The following is a 16,793-nucleotide window of genomic DNA, read 5'->3' as shown; positions in this document are numbered from 1 at the left end:
GTTTCCAGCCTTTCAGTAAAGCAAAGGGCAATGGCCGGACGGAGACGATCTCCGCCCGGCATTGGTGTCAGTGGTATCAGCTCAGATCGGCACCGGTCATCATGGTGAGCTTCTGGACGATCTCGGCATTCTTGGCGCGGATCGCGTCAGGCGAGGCGATCAGGCCGCGCTTGGCGAGATAGCCGCCGGGGGTCCAGGCGTTGGCATATTCGGCCAGGAATTCCTTCAGGCCGGGAATGGCCGTGAGATGCGCGCCCTTCACATAGATGAACATCGCGCGCGCGCCGGGATAGGTGAAGCCGGCGATCGTTTCATAAGTCGGCTCGACGCCGTTTATCGCGATGCCGCGCACATCCTTCAGATTTTCCTCGAGGAAACTGTAGCCCAATACGCCGATCGCATCGGGATTGGCGGTGAGCTTCTGGACGATCAGATTGTCATTCTCACCCGATTCCACATAGGCACCATCTTCGCGCACCTTCGTGCAAATGTCCTTATGCTTGTCGGCATCGCTCTTCTTCAGCGCTTCCATCTCCGGATTCTTGTTGCAGCCCTTGTCCAGGATCAGTTCGGCCAGCGAGTCCCGCGTGCCCGATGTGGAGGGCGGGCCGAAGACCTTGATCGCGATCGCGGGAAGCGCGGGGTTCACGTCTTTCCAGGTCTTGGCCGCATTGGGCTTGCCATAGGGATTGGCGGCGATCGCCTTGTAAACGTCCTCCACGGTCAGGTTCATTTTCGGGCCTGCATTGGATTCGATCAGCGCCAAGCCGTCGATGCCCACCTGAACCTCGACAATGTCTTTCACGCCATTTTTCTGGCAATCTTCGAACTCGGATTTCTTCATGCGGCGCGACGCATTTTCGATATCGGGATGGCCCGCGCCGACGCCTGCGCAAAACAGTTTCATGCCCGAACCCGTGCCGGTCGATTCGACGACGGGGGTCTTGAAACCCGGATTGTTGCGGCCAAAGGTTTCGGCCACGGCGGATGTGAACGGGTAGACAGTCGATGAACCGACGATCTTCACCTGATCGCGTGCACCGCCAGCGCCGCCGGTGGCGGGATCGCCGCAGGCAGACAGGGCAAGCGCGCTCACGGCAACGAGGGCGAAAGTCTTGAACATCTGGATCTCCATTGCAGCCAGGACCGGCTGCCTGGCGCTCGCCCTAGCAGCGAGTCTTGAGCCTTTTGTTGCAAAATGATTGCAGTTTTATGACAGCGCTTGCGGCAAGTCAGGGCGCTGTCGGCAGCATGATGCTGACCGTGGTTCCCGTTCCCGGAATGCTGGTGATATCCAGCCGCCCGCGGTGACGCTCCACAATGTGTTTCACGATCGACAGGCCAAGGCCGGTGCCGCCCATCGCGCGGCTGCGGCCCGAATCGACCCGGTAAAACCGTTCGGTCAGGCGGGGCAGATGCGCGGGCTCGATTCCATCGCCTTCGTCCTGCACCGCTAGGCGGATCATGTTCGCGCCCGATCGCGCCATGGAGATGCGAATCGGCGATCCCGCGCGGCCATATTTGATCGCATTGCCCACGATATTGTGGAGGAGCTGCGAGAGCTGCCCCTTGTCGCCCGCCACAGCGGCCACATCGGGCTCGATCGTCACGATCAGTTCGCGGTCCTTGCCGCCCGGCCCCTGTTTGACGACGCGGTTCACTTCGCCGATCAGGCCGGCGAGATCCACCGCGTCATCGGGCGCGCGATGCTTGTCCGCCTCGATCCGCGAGAGCGAGATGAGATCATCCACCAACCCCTGCATCCGGCGCGCCTCATTCATCATCACGCCGAGAAAGCGATTGCGGGTTTCCGCATCGCCGCCCGCATCATCATCCCCCAGCGTTTCGATAAAGCCCAGAATCGCGGCCAGCGGCGTGCGCAATTCATGGCTGGCATTGGCCACGAAATCGACACGCATTCGTTCCGCCGCGTGTGCCATGCTGCGATCGATCAGGTGAACGAGCATCAGTCCCTGGCCCGTTTCAGCGACCCGCATCAGCCAGCGCTGATCGCGGGTGCCGAGGCCGACCAGTTCGATGCCGCGATCCGGCCTTTCCCGCTCGGCGCTCGCCAGATGCTCGGCCACGGCGGGATGGCGGATGGCGGTGCGCACATCCTCGTCGATGATGTGATTGCCGAGCAGCAGCTTCGCTGCGCCATTCGCAGCGACCACCCGGCTTTCGCTCACCAGCAAAACCGGATCGAACAGCGCATCGAGATAATCCTGCAGGGCTGCCGCGTTGGAGGGCTGTGGCGCTGTGACGGCATCGGTATCCGCATGACTGAGCAACGGAAAGATCGCGAGCAGCACCGCGCCCCAGCCGCCGATGAGGAAGATCAGCGCGGCTTCCCATGTGGCGCCCAGCACGAGCCCCGCGACCGCGATGATCAGGACCACGATGGCGGCGGCGATGGTCCAGGGGGAAGGGGCAGGCTGCATGGGCGTGCTCCTTAATCGCAAATCATGGCTTTCGCGCGCGGAAATTTGTTACACTCTTCTTTCAGGGTTAACGCCGTCGTGGCGCTGCAGCTTTTCCGATATGGTAACCGTTCGATGATAAAGGTGAGCGATGAGCGAGCGCGATCAGAAGGACGCAGAGGCAGGCAGCACGCGGCGTCGTGCGCTGATGCTGGGTGCGGTCGCCGCATCGGCGGTCGTCTCGATCCGTCCCGCGCTGGCGCAGACGGCGGGCTCAGTGCTCAATTGCCAGATCCCGGTGCCCGATGCGGGCCGCGCCAGCAATTACATCACTGCGGAAGGCAAGCTCGTTCCGCCCAACACCCCCGGTGCCTTCCCGCCTTCGCCGCGCCCGTTTGCCGGGGAACAGGTGAAAGCGGCGTTGCGGGGGCGTTCGCTGCCGGGTGCGGATCCGCAGCGCAGCCAGGCCTATACCAATTATATCCGTCGTTTGCAGATCGGCCAGAGCGGCTTCACCTGCTACGCATCACTGCAGAATCCACGGCGCTGAAGCTCCGCTGATGGCGGCGATCCTGTATGCGGCCGATCCGCCCGAAGCGCGGCGGCGGGTGTCCCTGGATGCTCTGGATGCGATCCATCACCGGCCTTCGGGGCAGACGCATCTCGTCTGCGAACCCATACCGCAGATATTGGAAGCGCTGGCGGCCGGACCGGCGGACGCGGCCGGGATCGTCGCGCGGCTGGCGATCGCCCATGAATTCGATCCGGCAGACGCAGCGACGATCATCGCGGCGCGGCTGGCGGAGCTTGAGGCGATCGGACTGCTGTGGCGCGTATGAGGCACGCTTTCGCCGTCAGGATCGGCCCGGTGGGATTTCGCATAGGATCCGCCTGGGCCGGGCCGGTCGAACACCTACGCACGCTTTATGCGGGCTATCCCACGCCCGATGATGGCGTCGCCGATTTCACGGTGCGGCTGGAGGCTGAGCGGCCCTGGCGACGCTGGATCCGGCCTTCGGTTGCGATCCGCGGGGATTTCACCTTGCCCGATGCCGCGCCCTTGCCGCTGGCGCAGGGGCTGCTCGCCGCTGAAATGGGCATGAATTTGCAGATGGCGCTGGGGCAGCGGCGCTATCTGATCCTTCATGCCTCCGCGGTGGAGCGCGATGGCCGGGCGTTGCTGATGACGGGCCATTCGGGCGCGGGCAAATCGACGCTCGCCGCGCTTCTGGGCGAGCGCGGCTGGCGTTTCATGGGCGATGAATTCGCGCTGCTCGATCCAGCCACGGGGCAACTTCACGCCTTTCCCCGCATGATCAGCCTGAAGAATGAAGCGATCGCGACGATGGCGGCCGACGTGGACTCCAGGCGCTTCGGTCCCTTGCTGAAAGGCACGCCCAAAGGCGATATCCGTCATTTGCGGCCCAATGATGCGGCGCTGGCGGCGATGGATCGGCCAGCCCGGCCCGCGCTGATCCTGTTTCCGCGCTTCGGCTTCGAAAGCGCCGAGCGACCCATGGCCCCAAGCGAGGTGTTCGTCAGGCTGACCCAGGCGTCGACCAATTATGTCGCGCTGGGCGAGCCGGGCTTTGCGGCGTTGACCGGGCTGGTCAAATCGGTGCCGTCCATCGCGATCGACTATCCCGATACCGCGCGTGCTGTGGCGCAGGTCGAGCGGCTCTGGGCGACCTTGGCCTCATGAAGGCGCTGGTCGATGCTATGCGCGATCCGGGGTCCATAGCGACGCTGGACGCTGATGGCTGGACGGGGCTGATTGCCGCGGCCCGCGCTGAGCAGATGATCGGCAGCCTCGCCTTCAGGCTGGAAGGACAGGCCTTGCCGATCGCGGTCGCCCGCATGTGCGAGGAGGCGCGGGCATCGTCGGCAGAGTGGCGGCGGACGGCCTTGTGGGAGGCGGAAATGGCGCACCGGGCACTGTGCCCGCTGGGCATTCCGGTGGTTCTGATGAAAGGCACGGCCTATGTGGCTGCCGGTCTAGACGCGGGTGTCGGGCGTTCGATCGGCGATCTGGATGTCATGATCCCGCGCGCCGCGCTGGGCAACGCTGAGGGTGCCTTGATCGCGGCGGGATGGGAATGGGTGAAGCCCGATCCCTATGACGACGCTTATTATCGCGATCACATGCACGAACTGCCGCCGCTCATCCATCGCGAGCGGGACCGGATGATCGACGTGCATCACACCATATTGCCGCTGACGGCGCGGCAGACGCCGGATGCGGCCGCCATGATCGCGCAGAGCGTGACTTTGGGGGACGGGTTGAGGGTGTTTTGCCCCGAAGACATGATCCTCCACAGCGTGGCGCATCTGTTTGCCGATGGCGATCTGGCGGGTGGCTTGCGCAATCTTTGGGACCAGGACCGGCTGCTGCGGCAATTCGGCGCGGTGGACGGATTTGGGGAGCGGCTGGCCGCGCGCGCGGCGCTGCACGGATTGAGCCGCCATCTGGCCCGCGCCTTGCGCCAGACCCATGCGCTGTACGGGACGCCGGTTCACGCCGGTCCGCTGCATTTGTCCGACCGGCTCTATCTTCGCCGGTTGACCGCGCGCGATCGATGGGGGCGCGAGACCCGCCCATTCACGCGGTTGTTATTCTACATACGCTCGCACTGGCTACGAATGCCGCCACTGATGCTGATGCGGCATTTATGGACGAAGTGGCGCAAAGGCGGGATCCGTCTCCCTGGAACCGACGGCGGTGAAGCGCGTTGATTGAGAGCGGAGGGTTTTCCGAGACAGTTTTGCTGCTTGCGGGTGGCCCTCCGCATTTCCCTATTCAGCCGCCCAGTCGTTCCAGCGCCGGGATGAGCTCGTCATAATGATCGATCACCGCATCGGCTTCGAGCGCTTCCACCGGCCCGAGCAGAAACCCGAAGCTGACCGCAACGCTGGGGATGCCCGCATTTTTTGCAGCCATCGTATCGAAGATCGAATCCCCCACGAACGCTGCGCGCCCGCCGCCTGACCGCGCGATCATTTCGTGGATCGGCACGGCGCTGGGCTTGGCATGGCCTTTGCCCATCGTATCGCCGCCGATGACGCAGGCGAAGCGATCGATCAGATCGAGTTCGGTCAACAACTTCACCGCCAGATGCTCGAATTTGTTGGTGCAAACCGCCAGTCGCACGCTGCGGGCATCCAGGGTCGACATGGCGTCGAGCAGGCCGGGAAAAGGCAAGGTGCCGTTCGAGAGATTGTCTTCATAAAAATCGAGCAACGCACGATAGAGCCGCTTCATCTCTTCCGGTTCGCACCCGCCGGTGGCGTTCAGGCCATGCTCCAGCATCTTCTTCGCCCCGCCGCCGATCATCGGCTTGATCTGGTTCACGGTCAGCAGAGGGCGACCTGCCAGATCGAGCGCGTGGTTCACGGCATCCGCAAGATCGCGGCTGGTGTCCAGCAAGGTGCCGTCCAGATCGAAGCCGATGACGGCAAAGGGAAAATCACTCATGCGCGGTCCTTGCCCGTGGGGCTATGGAATTGGCAAGCAGATCGTGGCAATGCCAGCGGATGAGGAACCGAGCATGACCCAGCCCGTTGCAGCGATCATCCTGGCCGCGGGGCAGGGGACGCGGATGAAATCCGATATGCACAAGGTGCTTCATCCGATCGCCGGGCGGCCGATGTTGCATCACCTGCTGGGCAGTGTGGCAAAACTCGCGCCTGCCGAAACGGTGGTCGTCGTCGGCGCTGGACGCGAGCAGATCGAGGCGTCGCTTGCGGGCAGTGCAGTGAAATTCGCGGTGCAGGCCGAACAACTCGGCACCGGCCATGCCGTGCAGCAGGCCGAGGCCGCGCTGGCGGGTTTCGATGGCGATGTGTTGATCCTTTATGGCGATGTGCCGCTGGTGAGTGATGGCACGATGGCGCGGATGATCGCACGATTGCACGCTCAGGATGCGCCCGCCGCGGTCGTGCTGGGCTTCCGTCCCGCCGATCCCGCGGCTTATGGCCGGATCGTCGCCGATGCCGATGGCGGCATCACCAAGATGGTCGAATATAAGGATGCCAGCGCGGAGGAGCGCACGGTCGATCTGTGCAACTCCGGCCTAATGGCGGTGCGTGCGGCCGATCTGTTTGGTCTGCTGGGCCGTGTGAAGAATGAGAATGCGGCGGGCGAATATTATCTGCCCGATATCGTGATGCTGGCCGCCGCCGACAGCCGGACGAGCGCGGTGATCGAGACGGACGCATGGGAAGTGGCCGGCGTGAATAGCCGCGCTGAGCTGGCGGGCGTCGAAGCCGCATGGCAGCGGCAACGCCGCGGCGAGATGATGGCGGCGGGCGTGACGCTGATCGCGCCGGACACGGTCTGGTTCGCGCATGACACTGCGATCGGCCGCGATGTCGTGATCGAGCCCTATGTCTTCTTCGGCCCGGGCGTGACGATTGCGGAACAGGCCGTGATCCACGGGTTCAGCCATATCGAGGGCGCGACGATCGGGCAGGGCGCAGAGGTCGGCCCCTATGCCCGGCTGCGTCCCGGCGCGGTGATGGGGAAAAAATCCAAAGTCGGCAATTTCGTCGAGATGAAAAAGGCTGTGCTGGGTCCGGGTGCCAAGGCCAATCACCTCACCTATCTGGGCGATGCGGATGTCGGCGCGGGCGCTAACATCGGGGCCGGCACGATCACCTGCAATTATGACGGCTTCTTCAAATACCGCACCGAGATCGGTGCCGGCGCATTCATCGGATCGAACAGCGCGCTGGTGGCACCTGTGAAGATCGGCGAGAATGCGATCGTGGCCGCAGGCAGCGTTGTAACCAAGGATGTCGCCGCGGATTCGCTGGCGCTGGTCCGTCCGCCGCAGGAAGAAAAAGCCGGTTGGGCCAAGCGCTTTCGGGCGGCGATGATGGCGAGAAAGGCCGCATCCCAATCTTGACATGATATCATGATATGATATCAGTATATCATTATGCGCTTTCTCGCCGATATCCCCGACGAAGATGTCAAATGGCTTGATGATCTTGCCAGAAAGCAGGGCAAATCGCGCGCGGCGATCTTGCGTGAGGCGGTTTCGACCTATCGTGCCGAAACCGCCGCCGAGGGCATCGAGAAATATTTCGGCATGTGGAAAGACCGCGCAGACATCGGCGATGCCGTCGAATGGCAGCGCCGGCTGCGCGCCGAATCCACACGTCCATGGGATCCGGATTATGACGCGGTTCGCGCCGAATTTCCCGATCTGTTCAGTGAAGAAGATGATCGCGAACGTGAGCGTTACCGCAAGTGACCGAAGCGGTTTTCGATTCAAACATTCTGATCGACGCCTTGAACGACGTGAAAGCGGCGCAAGCCGAACTCACACGATACACGCGCCGTTTCATCAGCCGCATGACATGGATCGAAGTGATGACTGGTGCCTTGCCCGACGACGGGGTACGCGCCGAAGGCTTTATGGGGCATTTCAGCATTATCGAACTGAACGAAGAAATCGGCCGGAGAGCGGCGACGCTTCGGTCCGAACGCAAGCGGTTGAAGCTGACCGATTCGATCATTTTGGCCTCGGCGCAGGTGTCCGGTCGCATTCTCGTCACCCGCAATACCAAGGATTTTCCGGCAGCCATGCTGGGCGTCCGCATCCCTTACCAGCTTTGAGACGGATCTAAATCATGTGCGGAATCATCGGTATCCTTGGTCATGGCGATGTCTCATCGCGTCTTGTCGATGGCCTGCGCCGTCTGGAATATCGCGGCTATGACAGCGCGGGCGTGTGCACCGTGCATGATGGCGTGCTTGATCGGCGGCGGGCGGAGGGCAAGCTCAACAATTTGGTCCGCGTGCTTGAAGATGCGCCGTTGGCCGGCGCGATCGGCATCGCACACACCCGCTGGGCGACGCATGGCGCGCCGACGACGAGCAATGCACACCCCCATGCCACGGGCGAAGTGGCGCTGGTCCACAATGGGATCATCGAGAATTTCAAGCCGCTGCGCGATGAACTCATGGCGCGCGGGCGGATTTTCACCAGCGAGACCGATACCGAAGTGGTCGCACATCTGGTGAGCGAATTGGTCGAGGCGGGGAAGTCGCCCAAGGACGCAGTGGAGGCGATACTGCCCCGGCTGCACGGCGCATTCGCGCTCGCGATCCTGTTTCGCCAATTTCCCGATCTGCTGATCGGCGCGCGGCTCGGCTCGCCTTTGGTCGTTGGCTATGGCGAGGATGAAACCTATCTCGGGTCCGATGCGCTGGCGCTGGCCCCGCTCACCCAGCGCATCGCCTATCTCGAAGAAGGCGATTGGGTGGTCATTACCCGCGATGGCACGCAAATCTATGACAAGGCGAATCAGCCAGTCACGCGCGAGATCACGATTTCCGGGATCACCGGCCTTTCGGTGGACAAGGGCAATCACCGGCATTTTATGCAGAAGGAAATCTTCGAGCAGCCGGTGGTGGTGGCGCAGACGCTGAAATCCTATCTCCGCCGGCTGGAAAACCAGGTCGCGCTGCCCGATATGAGCTTCGATCTGAGCGAGATCCGCCGCGTGACGATCGTCGCGTGCGGCACCAGCTTCTACGCCGGAATGGTCGCCAAATATTGGTTCGAGAAATTCGCGCGGATGCCTGTAGATATCGATGTCGCGAGCGAATTCCGTTACCGTGAACCCGTGCTTGAGCCCGGCGGCCTCGCGCTGTTCATCTCGCAATCGGGCGAGACCGCAGACACGCTGGCGGCGCTGCGCCATGCGCGCGCGGAAGGGCAGAAGATCGCCGTTGTGGTCAATGTGCCGACGAGTTCGATGGCGCGCGAGGCGGATCTGCTGCTGCCCACGCACGCAGGGCCGGAGATCGGCGTGGCCTCCACCAAGGCGTTTACGTGCCAGCTCGCCGTGCTGGCCGCGCTTGCCGCCAATCTGGCGCGCGCCAAAGGCCGGCTGACGGCCGAGGAAGAGGCCGAAATCGTCGCGCATCTGGCGGAGGCACCCGAAGCGATGAACCATGCGCTGGGCCATGATGAAGAAATTCAGGCGATGGCGCATCTGGTGTCCGGCGCGCGCGACGTGCTCTATCTGGGGCGTGGCCCGGATTATCCCATGGCGCTGGAGGGTGCGCTCAAGCTGAAGGAAATCAGCTACATCCATGCCGAGGGCTATGCCGCGGGCGAAATGAAACATGGCCCGATCGCGTTGATCGACGAATCCGTGCCGGTGATCGTGATCGCGCCTTCGGGGCCGCTGTTCGAAAAAACCGTGTCCAACATGCAGGAGGTGCAGGCGCGCGGCGGGAAGGTGATCCTGATTTCCGACAAGGAAGGGATCGCGCTGGCGGGGGAAGGCTGCATCGCGACGATCGAGATGCCGCGGGTTCACCCGCTGATCGCCCCGCTGGTTTACGCCGTCCCGGTGCAGTTGCTCGCCTATCACGTTGCGGTGGCAAAGGGCACGGATGTGGATCAGCCGCGCAATCTGGCGAAGTCCGTTACGGTGGAGTGAGGCCCGTTGCGGGCGTGATCAGGCGACGAGGAGGCTCGTCAGCCGGCCGCGGATGATCGCTTCGGCATCGCGCACGATGCGGCTAATCAGTTCATCGCAGGTGGGGATGTCGTGGATCAGCCCCTGGATCTGTCCGGCCCAGATCAGCCCGGCATCCAGATCACCGGTTTCGAGCGCGATCCGGCCCTTGGCACCGGATACGAGCGGCTGCACATCCTTGAATTCGGCACCAGCCTGACCGCCGATGGCCACCACTTGATCGGACACCGACGTTTTCGCCACGCGCCCCGTATTGCGAAAGGCGCGGAAGATCAGATTGGTGGCGCGCTCGTCATTGCTGACAAGAAGCTGTTTCACATTCTCATGGATCGGCGCTTCGACCGTGGCGCAGAAGCGCGTGCCCATGTTGATCCCTTCCGCCCCCAGCGCCAGCGCGGCGGCCAAACCGCGACCGTCGCCAAAGCCGCCGCTGGCGATCATCGGGATTTTCACCTGATCGGCGGCGGCCGGGATCAGAACGAGGCCGGGAATATCATCTTCGCCCGGATGGCCCGCGCATTCGAAGCCGTCGATCGAGATCGCATCGACCCCCATGCGCTCGGCCGACAGCGCATGGCGCACTGCGGTGCATTTATGGATCACCTTGATGCCATGCGCCTTGAAATCGTCCACATGCTCCTGGGGCTTGTAACCCGCAGTTTCGACGATCTTGATCCCGCTGTCGATGATCGCGCGGCGATATTCGGCATAGGGCGGAGGGGAAACCGAAGGCAGGATCGTGAGGTTCACGCCAAAGGGCTTGTCGGTCATCGTCCGGCAGCGATCGATCTCGCGCCGGAGATCGTCGGGCGTGGGCTGGGTGAGCGCAGTGATCAGGCCGAGACCGCCGGCATTGGACACCGCCGCTGCAAGCTCGGCGCGGCCGACCCACATCATGCCGCCCTGAACGATGGGATGTTCGATCCCTGCAAGTTCAGTGAATCGTGTGCGCAATGCCATCCCAGATGCCCTCGTCCGACTGATTGGTCTATTCTATTCCCGTGAGTAGAATGCGCGCTGCTGCCCTGTCAATGGGAGGTGTCAGCGTGGTGCCAGCCCGCCCGTCAGAATGTCGACCATTTTGGCCGCGACGTCCTCGGGGCGGCTCTTTCCATCGGCGCGATGCCAGCGGGCGGGCCAATTGAGTGCGCCCGCCAAGGTGAATGACGTGAGCCTCACATCGAGCGGCGCAATCGAGCCATCTGCAATCCCGGCCTCCAGCAATTCGCGCATCGCATCGTCGATTTCGCGTTTCAGCGCCCGAAAACGCGCACTGCTTTCGTGGGTCAGTGCTTCATCGGCGGTGCGGATCACGCAGCGCCCGAAATCGTCCATGATGATCTCGGAATAGCAACGCAGAAAACTGCGCAGCCGATCGAGCCCGGTGCCCGGCAAGGCCTTTGCGGCGTCGGCCGCATCGCGCAATTGATCGACGCCGCGGGTGACGCATTCGAACAGCACCTGATCCTTATTGCCGAGATAGTGATAGATCGTCGGCTTGCTGATCCCCAGGCTCGCCGCCACGTCTTCCAGCGAGGCTGCGTGAAATCCGCGCTCGTTGAACAGCCGCACCGCGGCGCGCAACACGGCTTCGCGCTTCTCTTCACGATCGGCCTTTCGCTGATCTGATGTCCGGAAAGGCGATGTCTGCATCGGGGCCATAATTCTCCAAAAGGTTGTCATCTCCATGATTGACGCGCGGCCATATAACAAGCAATATGCTGACGGGTAAATTATTGACCAGTGGGTTTTATGCTTCTCAACGAAATTCAGACCGCGATCCAGGATTCGGTGCGCAGTTTCGCGCAGGAGCGTTTGCGCCCGCGCGCCGCGATATTCGAGGCGGCGGGCGGCTACCCGCCAGAAGTGTTCGCTGAAGCGGCTAGCCTTGGCTTGATGGGGATGACCGCGCCGGACGCATTCGGCGGAGCGGAAGCCGATTACGTCTCTTATGCGCTCGCGCTGATGGAGATTGCTGCGGGAGACGGCGCGCTTTCGACGATCATCTCGATCCAGAACAGTCTGATCGTATCGGCGCTGTTGCGGCTGGGCACCGAAGCGCAAAAAGAGAAATATTTGCGGGACCTGATCGCCGGCCGGATGATCGGTGCGTTTGCGCTGACAGAAGCCGATGCCGGATCGGACGCCGCGGCGCTCCGCACCCGCGCCACGCGCGTGGATGGCGGCTGGACGCTGGATGGTGCCAAGCAGTTCATCACCTCCGGCCGGATCGCCGGTCTCGCGATCGTCTTTGCAGTCACCGATCCCGCGGCGGGAAAGAAGGGCATTTCCGCCTTTCTCGTGCCGACCGACCGGGAGGGCTATTCGGTCGACAAGGTGGAGCATAAATTGGGTCAGGCGGCGTCGGATACCTGCGCCATCCGCTTTGACGGGCTGTTCATCGAAGACGCGCTGATGCTGGGCGGCGAAGGGGAGGGCTATCGTATCGCGCTCTCCAATCTGGAAGCCGGGCGCATCGGGATCGCGGCGCAATGCGTTGGCATGGCGCAGGCGGCGCTCGATATCGCGGTGGACTATGCCAAGGATCGCAAGAGCTTCGGCAAGCCCATCGTCGAGCATCAGGCGGTGGGCTTCCGCCTTGCCGATCTCGCGACCCGCCTGGAGGCGTCGCGCCAGATGGTCCTTCACGCCGCCGCGCTGAAAGATGCAGGCGAACCCTGCCTGATCCCCGCCTCCATGGCGAAATTGTTTGCATCGGAAACCGCCGAGGCCATCGCCTCCGGCGCGATCCAGACGCTGGGTGGCTATGGCTATCTCGAAGAATATGGACTGGCGAAAATCTATCGCGATGTCCGCGTGTGCCAGATTTACGAAGGCACGTCCGATATTCAGCGCATGGTGATTGCGCGTGCCCTTTAAGGAGTTTTGAAATGTCCGCATCAGATCCCGTTGTTATCGCTGGCTACGCGCGCACCCCCATGGGCGGCTTCATGGGCGAACTCGCCGGCCTGAAGGCCACCGAGCTTGGTTCGGCCGCGGTGAAGGCCGCGGTGGAGCGCGCCGGCGTTGATGCCGATGCGATCGACCGCATCTTCATGGGCTGCGTGCTGCCCGCCGGTCTGGGCCAGGCACCGGCACGTCAGGCGGCTCTGGGCGCGGGCCTGTCCACCGGAACGCGCGCCACCACGGTCAACAAGATGTGCGGATCGGGCATGGAGGCTGCGATCATGGCCTATGATGCGCTGGCTGCGGGCAGCGCCGATGTGATCGTGGCGGGTGGCATGGAAAGCATGTCCAACGCGCCTTATGCGCTGCCCAAGCATCGCGCCGGCGCGCGTCTTGGTCATGGCCAGATCATCGATACGATGATGATGGACGGGCTTGAGGACGCCTATACGCCGGGCAAGGCGATGGGCGCGTTCGCCGAAGATGCCGTGCGCGAATATCAGTTCACACGCGAGGATCAGGATGCCTATGCAATCCGCTCGCTCTCCCGCGCCAATGCGGCGATCGACAGTGGCGCTTTCGAGCGCGAGATCGTCTCGGTCTCCGTGCCCGGTCGCGGCGGTCCGACGACGGTCGCGATCGATGAACAGCCCGGCAAGGCCAAGCCGGAGAAGATCCCCGGCCTGAAACCGGCATTCATGAAGGATGGCACGATCACCGCGGCCAATGCCTCGTCGATTTCCGATGGCGCGGCGGCTTTGGTGATGACCCGCGCCAGCATTGCCGAAAAGCGCGGCATGAAGGTGGTTGCCCGCGTTGTGGGTCATGGCGGTCATGCGCATGAACCCGGCCTGTTCACCACCGCGCCGGTGCCCGCGATCCGCGGCCTGATGGAGCGGGTCGGCTGGACCATGGATGATGTGGATCTGTTCGAGATCAACGAGGCGTTCGCGGTTGTTGCGATGATCGCCGCGCGCGATCTGGGTATTCCTGATGACAAGTTGAACGTGAATGGCGGCGCGACCGCGCTGGGCCATCCGATCGGTGCCAGCGGTGCGCGGATCATGGCGACCCTGCTCGGTGCGCTTGAAAATCGCGGGCTCAAGCGCGGTATTGCCAGCCTGTGCATCGGCGGCGGCGAGGCTACGGCGGTCGCGCTCGAACTCGTTTGACGCGATCGCTTTGGGCGACCGTCTGGTTCTGCTAGATCGCATCGGATCAGCAACCAGACGGTGTTCCTTTGGCCCATATCCATCACGATTCCACAGCGCCTGCCGCTGATCCGATCACATTCGATCAGTTTCTGGCGGTCGATATCCGCGTCGGCACGATCGTCGAAGCGGAGGCGTATCCCGAAGCGCGCAAACCTTCGATCAAGCTGGTGATCGATTTTGGGGCCACCATCGGGTGCAAGAAATCATCGGCGCAGATTGCAACGCACTATACGCCCGAAACGCTGGTGGGCCGTCAGATCGCCGCGGTGGTCAATTTCCCGCCGCGCCAGATTGGCAAATTCATGTCCGAAGTGCTGACGCTCGGCTTTCCCGATGAAGCGGGCGAAGTCGTGCTGATGATGCCGGCGCATCAAGTGCCTGATGGCGGACGACTGTTTTAGCAGCAGCCTGAATTTCGCCCGCTTGTCTTCCCCATCTGGACAACGCATAGTTGGGCATGGGCAAGAAAATCAGCATCGCGGCGACAGCCGATCCCGTCCGTGCCTATCATCATGGCGCGCTCAGGCCGGCGTTGATCGCCGCCGCCGAAGAGGTGATCGCCGAACGCGGCATAGACGGCTTTTCGCTTCGAGAAACCGCGCGCCGGGCGGGGGTTTCGCCGTCCGCACCCGCGCATCATTTCGGTGACAGCCGGGGGTTGCTCACCGCGATCGCGACGCTGGCCTTTACCGGGCTTGGCGATGCGCTCGAGGTGGCGGATCGTGAGGATTATCCGGATCGGCGTTCACGGATCCTGGCGCAGGGTGTCGCCTATGTCCGTTATGCGCTGGCCCATCAGGCGCGGTTCGATCTGATGTGGCGTTCGCCCTTGCTGGACAAGGCCGCCCCCGGCTTCGCCTTCGCATCGCGCCGCGCCTATGTCGTGATGGAGCAGGCGGTTCTGGGCGATGATTCAGGCGGCCCGTTCGGGCCGGATCACGCCCCGGCTGTTGCCTGCTGGTCGATGGTGCACGGCTTTGCCCGGCTGGCGATGGATGACGCATTTCCGGTGAAGAGCGGGGATTCCCTGGATGACATGCTCGATGACCTGCTGGCGGGGATGCTCTCGCATCTGGACGTTTAGGCGGTCTCTTGCCGCCGCCCTGAAACCCCTTAAAGATCGCTGATGATAAGAGGGGATTTCTGAATGACGGACATTGCGGCCGATAGCGCACGGGCGCCGACGAAGAGCGAGATCAGGCTGGTCATCGCCTCGTCATCGCTTGGCACCGTGTTCGAATGGTATGATTTCTTCATTTACGGCACGCTGGCCGCGATCATCGGGCGGACTTTTTTTCCCGCCGGTAACCCTGCGCTCGAACTGATCCTCTCGCTCTTCGGCTTTGCGATCGGCTTCGGCTTTCGACCGCTCGGCGCGGTGCTGTTCGGCTATCTGGGCGACAAGCTCGGACGGAAATACACGTTTCTCGTGACCATCACCGTGATGGGTCTGGCCACTGCGGCGATCGGCTTCGTGCCCGCCGCCGCCAGCATCGGCATGGCGGCACCGATCATCCTGCTTGGCCTGCGCATCCTGCAGGGATTGGCGCTGGGCGGCGAATATGGCGGCGCTGCGATCTATGTCGCGGAACATGCGCCACCGGACAAACGCGGCTTCTACACCAGTTTCATCCAGGCCAGTGTGGCGGGCGGCTTCATCCTCTCGCTCGCGGTGGTGCTGACCACCCAGGCGATCGTCGGCAAGGATGCGTGGGAGGCTTGGGGCTGGCGCATCCCCTTCATTTTCTCGCTGCTGCTGCTCGCCATATCGCTGTGGATGCGGCTGAAGCTTTCCGAAAGCCCGGTGTTCAAGGCGATGAAGGCGAAGGGCGAACTCGCCAAAAATCCGCTCAAGGAGACTTTCACCTATCCCGGCAACAAGCGCCGGCTGTTCGTGGCGTTGTTCGGCATCGCCGCGGGGCTGACCGTGATCTGGTACACCGCCTTGTTTCAAGTGCTCTATTTCATCCAGAATTCCATGCGGGTGGAGGATCAGACCGCGCAATTGCTGGTGGGTGTCGGCGCGGCGTCGGGCCTGTTCTGGTTTTTGCTGTTCGGCTGGGTGTCCGACAAGATCGGGCGCAAGAAGCCGATCGTGATCGGCTATGCGCTGACGCTGCTGCTGTTGTTCCCGATCTTTCATCTGATCGGCGGCGCGGCCAATCCCGGACTCGCGGCGGCCGCGGCGCGCTCTCCCGTCGTGGTTTCTGGGCGGGACTGTCGCTACGATCCCCTGGCGAAGATCCAGGCCAGCGATTGCGGCAAGCTGCTCGATCATTTCTCCAAAAAGGGCGTGAGCTACACCACCCGCGACGGGGCGGAAGCCGGAGTCACGATCGGCGCTGTGGCTATTGCCGACACCAGCCCTGCGGGATTGGACGCCGCGCTGGTGGCGGGCGGCTATGATCTCGCCAAGGTGAAGCCTTCGGGCAGGGACGTGGCGCTGATCCTGATCGGCATCCTGGCGCTCGCTGCCTTGTCGGGCATGACCTATGGCCCGGTGGCGGCGCTGCTCGCCGAACTGTTTCCGCCGCGGATCCGCTATAGCTCCATGTCCATCCCCTATCATATCGGGACCGGCTATTTCGGCGGGTTCCTGCCCGTGATCAGCCAATATATCATCGCGCGCACGGGCGATCCCTATTCGGGGCTTTGGTATACCTGGGTGGTGACCGCGATGGCGCTGATCGTGACGCTGCTGCTGCTGAAGGAAACGCGGTGGAACGAGGCGACGTAAAGTGCTGGATCATCGGCC

The 16,793-nt window shown here is 63.0% G+C and carries 18 protein-coding genes; 13 read left to right on the top strand and 5 right to left on the bottom strand.

Going from position 1 to position 16,793, the window contains the following annotated elements:
* Positions 1 to 76 precede the first annotated feature (76 nt).
* Both FHS49_RS07635 and FHS49_RS07630 read right to left on the bottom strand, forming a co-directional pair.
* Complete coding sequence (locus FHS49_RS07635) at positions 77 to 1,123, bottom strand: substrate-binding domain-containing protein (RefSeq protein ID WP_246350429.1); 1,047 nt, start codon at positions 1,121 to 1,123, stop codon at positions 77 to 79.
* A 109-nt stretch (positions 1,124 to 1,232) separates the two neighbouring features.
* On the bottom strand, positions 1,233 to 2,441 hold the full coding sequence (locus FHS49_RS07630) for an ATP-binding protein (RefSeq protein ID WP_184016934.1): 1,209 nt from the start codon (positions 2,439 to 2,441) through the stop codon (positions 1,233 to 1,235).
* A gap of 130 nt (positions 2,442 to 2,571) precedes the next feature.
* Between FHS49_RS07630 and FHS49_RS07625 the strand changes: the two genes are divergently transcribed.
* The 4 genes from FHS49_RS07625 to FHS49_RS07610 are packed head-to-tail and all read left to right on the top strand — an operon-like array spanning position 2,572 to position 5,153.
* Positions 2,572 to 2,970, top strand: coding sequence for a hypothetical protein (locus FHS49_RS07625; RefSeq protein ID WP_184016932.1), 399 nt, complete (start codon positions 2,572 to 2,574; stop codon positions 2,968 to 2,970).
* A gap of 10 nt (positions 2,971 to 2,980) precedes the next feature.
* On the top strand, positions 2,981 to 3,259 hold the full coding sequence (locus FHS49_RS07620) for an HPr-rel-A system PqqD family peptide chaperone (RefSeq protein ID WP_184016930.1): 279 nt from the start codon (positions 2,981 to 2,983) through the stop codon (positions 3,257 to 3,259).
* Positions 3,256 to 4,122 carry an HprK-related kinase A gene (locus FHS49_RS07615; RefSeq protein ID WP_184016928.1) on the top strand — a complete coding sequence of 289 codons (867 nt, stop codon included), beginning with the start codon at positions 3,256 to 3,258 and terminating at the stop codon, positions 4,120 to 4,122. Before FHS49_RS07620 ends, FHS49_RS07615 begins: the two co-directional genes overlap by 4 nt.
* Complete coding sequence (locus FHS49_RS07610; RefSeq protein ID WP_184016926.1) at positions 4,119 to 5,153, top strand: nucleotidyltransferase domain-containing protein; 1,035 nt, start codon at positions 4,119 to 4,121, stop codon at positions 5,151 to 5,153. Before FHS49_RS07615 ends, FHS49_RS07610 begins: the two co-directional genes overlap by 4 nt.
* 64 nt (positions 5,154 to 5,217) lie before the next feature.
* Here the strand turns inward: FHS49_RS07610 and FHS49_RS07605 are convergent, their stop codons facing one another.
* Entirely contained in the window at positions 5,218 to 5,892 is a 675-nt protein-coding gene (locus tag FHS49_RS07605; RefSeq protein WP_184016924.1) for an HAD hydrolase-like protein, read from the bottom strand.
* 73 nt (positions 5,893 to 5,965) lie between these two features.
* Between FHS49_RS07605 and glmU the strand changes: the two genes are divergently transcribed.
* Genes glmU through glmS form a run of 4 tightly spaced genes read left to right on the top strand, consistent with a single transcriptional unit; the run spans position 5,966 to position 9,878 of the window.
* A complete protein-coding gene (gene glmU / locus FHS49_RS07600; RefSeq protein WP_184016922.1) occupies positions 5,966 to 7,324 on the top strand; it encodes a bifunctional UDP-N-acetylglucosamine diphosphorylase/glucosamine-1-phosphate N-acetyltransferase GlmU in 1,359 nt (452 codons plus the stop codon).
* A gap of 33 nt (positions 7,325 to 7,357) precedes the next feature.
* Positions 7,358 to 7,675, top strand: coding sequence for a ribbon-helix-helix protein, CopG family (locus FHS49_RS07595; protein WP_184016920.1), 318 nt, complete (start codon positions 7,358 to 7,360; stop codon positions 7,673 to 7,675).
* The gene (locus FHS49_RS07590) at positions 7,672 to 8,040 is read left to right on the top strand and encodes a PIN domain-containing protein (RefSeq protein WP_184016918.1); all 369 of its coding nucleotides are present in this window, start codon (positions 7,672 to 7,674) and stop codon (positions 8,038 to 8,040) included. Before FHS49_RS07595 ends, FHS49_RS07590 begins: the two co-directional genes overlap by 4 nt.
* 14 nt (positions 8,041 to 8,054) lie before the next feature.
* Positions 8,055 to 9,878 (top strand): glutamine--fructose-6-phosphate transaminase (isomerizing), encoded by a 1,824-nt coding sequence (glmS, locus tag FHS49_RS07585; RefSeq protein WP_184016916.1) that lies wholly within the window; start codon positions 8,055 to 8,057, stop codon positions 9,876 to 9,878.
* 18 nt (positions 9,879 to 9,896) lie between these two features.
* Here the strand turns inward: glmS and FHS49_RS07580 are convergent, their stop codons facing one another.
* Complete coding sequence (locus tag FHS49_RS07580) at positions 9,897 to 10,877, bottom strand: NAD(P)H-dependent flavin oxidoreductase (protein WP_184016914.1); 981 nt, start codon at positions 10,875 to 10,877, stop codon at positions 9,897 to 9,899.
* Positions 10,878 to 10,958: 81 nt separating this feature from the next.
* Positions 10,959 to 11,570 carry a TetR/AcrR family transcriptional regulator gene (locus FHS49_RS07575; protein ID WP_184016912.1) on the bottom strand — a complete coding sequence of 204 codons (612 nt, stop codon included), beginning with the start codon at positions 11,568 to 11,570 and terminating at the stop codon, positions 10,959 to 10,961.
* Between the two features lie 99 nt (positions 11,571 to 11,669).
* Here FHS49_RS07575 and FHS49_RS07570 point away from each other — a divergent pair, with 99 nt between their 5' ends.
* The 5 genes from FHS49_RS07570 to FHS49_RS07550 all read left to right on the top strand — a co-directional run bounded on the left by FHS49_RS07570 (position 11,670) and on the right by FHS49_RS07550 (position 16,775).
* A complete protein-coding gene (locus FHS49_RS07570) occupies positions 11,670 to 12,797 on the top strand; it encodes an acyl-CoA dehydrogenase family protein (protein WP_184016911.1) in 1,128 nt (375 codons plus the stop codon).
* 11 nt (positions 12,798 to 12,808) lie between these two features.
* On the top strand, positions 12,809 to 13,996 hold the full coding sequence (locus FHS49_RS07565; protein WP_184016909.1) for an acetyl-CoA C-acyltransferase: 1,188 nt from the start codon (positions 12,809 to 12,811) through the stop codon (positions 13,994 to 13,996).
* A gap of 68 nt (positions 13,997 to 14,064) precedes the next feature.
* Positions 14,065 to 14,439 carry a tRNA-binding protein gene (locus tag FHS49_RS07560; RefSeq protein ID WP_184016907.1) on the top strand — a complete coding sequence of 125 codons (375 nt, stop codon included), beginning with the start codon at positions 14,065 to 14,067 and terminating at the stop codon, positions 14,437 to 14,439.
* Positions 14,440 to 14,495: 56 nt separating this feature from the next.
* Positions 14,496 to 15,122: a TetR/AcrR family transcriptional regulator gene (locus FHS49_RS07555; RefSeq protein ID WP_184016905.1), complete on the top strand. Its 627-nt coding sequence runs from the start codon at positions 14,496 to 14,498 to the stop codon at positions 15,120 to 15,122.
* Between the two features lie 63 nt (positions 15,123 to 15,185).
* Entirely contained in the window at positions 15,186 to 16,775 is a 1,590-nt protein-coding gene (locus FHS49_RS07550) for an MFS transporter (RefSeq protein WP_184016903.1), read from the top strand.
* Positions 16,776 to 16,793 lie beyond the last annotated feature (18 nt).

Source organism: Sphingobium boeckii (genome assembly GCF_014199215.1).
GTDB lineage: Bacteria > Pseudomonadota > Alphaproteobacteria > Sphingomonadales > Sphingomonadaceae > Sphingobium_A > Sphingobium_A boeckii.
This window is presented reverse-complemented; position numbering and strand designations above follow the sequence as displayed.

Bases quoted from the DNA above. Each gene is read 5' to 3' on its own strand.
- glmU (WP_184016922.1), top strand. From the start codon at position 5,966: ATGACCCAGCCCGTTGCAGCGATCATCCTGGCCGCGGGGCAGGGGACG.
- FHS49_RS07550 (WP_184016903.1), top strand. From the start codon at position 15,186: ATGACGGACATTGCGGCCGATAGCGCACGGGCGCCGACGAAGAGCGAG.
- FHS49_RS07555 (WP_184016905.1), top strand. From the start codon at position 14,496: ATGGGCAAGAAAATCAGCATCGCGGCGACAGCCGATCCCGTCCGTGCC.
- FHS49_RS07565 (WP_184016909.1), top strand. From the start codon at position 12,809: ATGTCCGCATCAGATCCCGTTGTTATCGCTGGCTACGCGCGCACCCCC.
- FHS49_RS07625 (WP_184016932.1), top strand. From the start codon at position 2,572: ATGAGCGAGCGCGATCAGAAGGACGCAGAGGCAGGCAGCACGCGGCGT.
- FHS49_RS07610 (WP_184016926.1), top strand. From the start codon at position 4,119: ATGAAGGCGCTGGTCGATGCTATGCGCGATCCGGGGTCCATAGCGACG.
- FHS49_RS07580 (WP_184016914.1), bottom strand. From the start codon at position 10,877: ATGGCATTGCGCACACGATTCACTGAACTTGCAGGGATCGAACATCCC.
- FHS49_RS07605 (WP_184016924.1), bottom strand. From the start codon at position 5,892: ATGAGTGATTTTCCCTTTGCCGTCATCGGCTTCGATCTGGACGGCACC.
- glmS (WP_184016916.1), top strand. From the start codon at position 8,055: ATGTGCGGAATCATCGGTATCCTTGGTCATGGCGATGTCTCATCGCGT.
- FHS49_RS07630 (WP_184016934.1), bottom strand. From the start codon at position 2,441: ATGCAGCCTGCCCCTTCCCCCTGGACCATCGCCGCCGCCATCGTGGTC.
- FHS49_RS07635 (WP_246350429.1), bottom strand. From the start codon at position 1,123: ATGTTCAAGACTTTCGCCCTCGTTGCCGTGAGCGCGCTTGCCCTGTCT.
- FHS49_RS07595 (WP_184016920.1), top strand. From the start codon at position 7,358: ATGCGCTTTCTCGCCGATATCCCCGACGAAGATGTCAAATGGCTTGAT.
- FHS49_RS07615 (WP_184016928.1), top strand. From the start codon at position 3,256: ATGAGGCACGCTTTCGCCGTCAGGATCGGCCCGGTGGGATTTCGCATA.
- FHS49_RS07570 (WP_184016911.1), top strand. From the start codon at position 11,670: ATGCTTCTCAACGAAATTCAGACCGCGATCCAGGATTCGGTGCGCAGT.
- FHS49_RS07575 (WP_184016912.1), bottom strand. From the start codon at position 11,570: ATGCAGACATCGCCTTTCCGGACATCAGATCAGCGAAAGGCCGATCGT.
- FHS49_RS07620 (WP_184016930.1), top strand. From the start codon at position 2,981: ATGGCGGCGATCCTGTATGCGGCCGATCCGCCCGAAGCGCGGCGGCGG.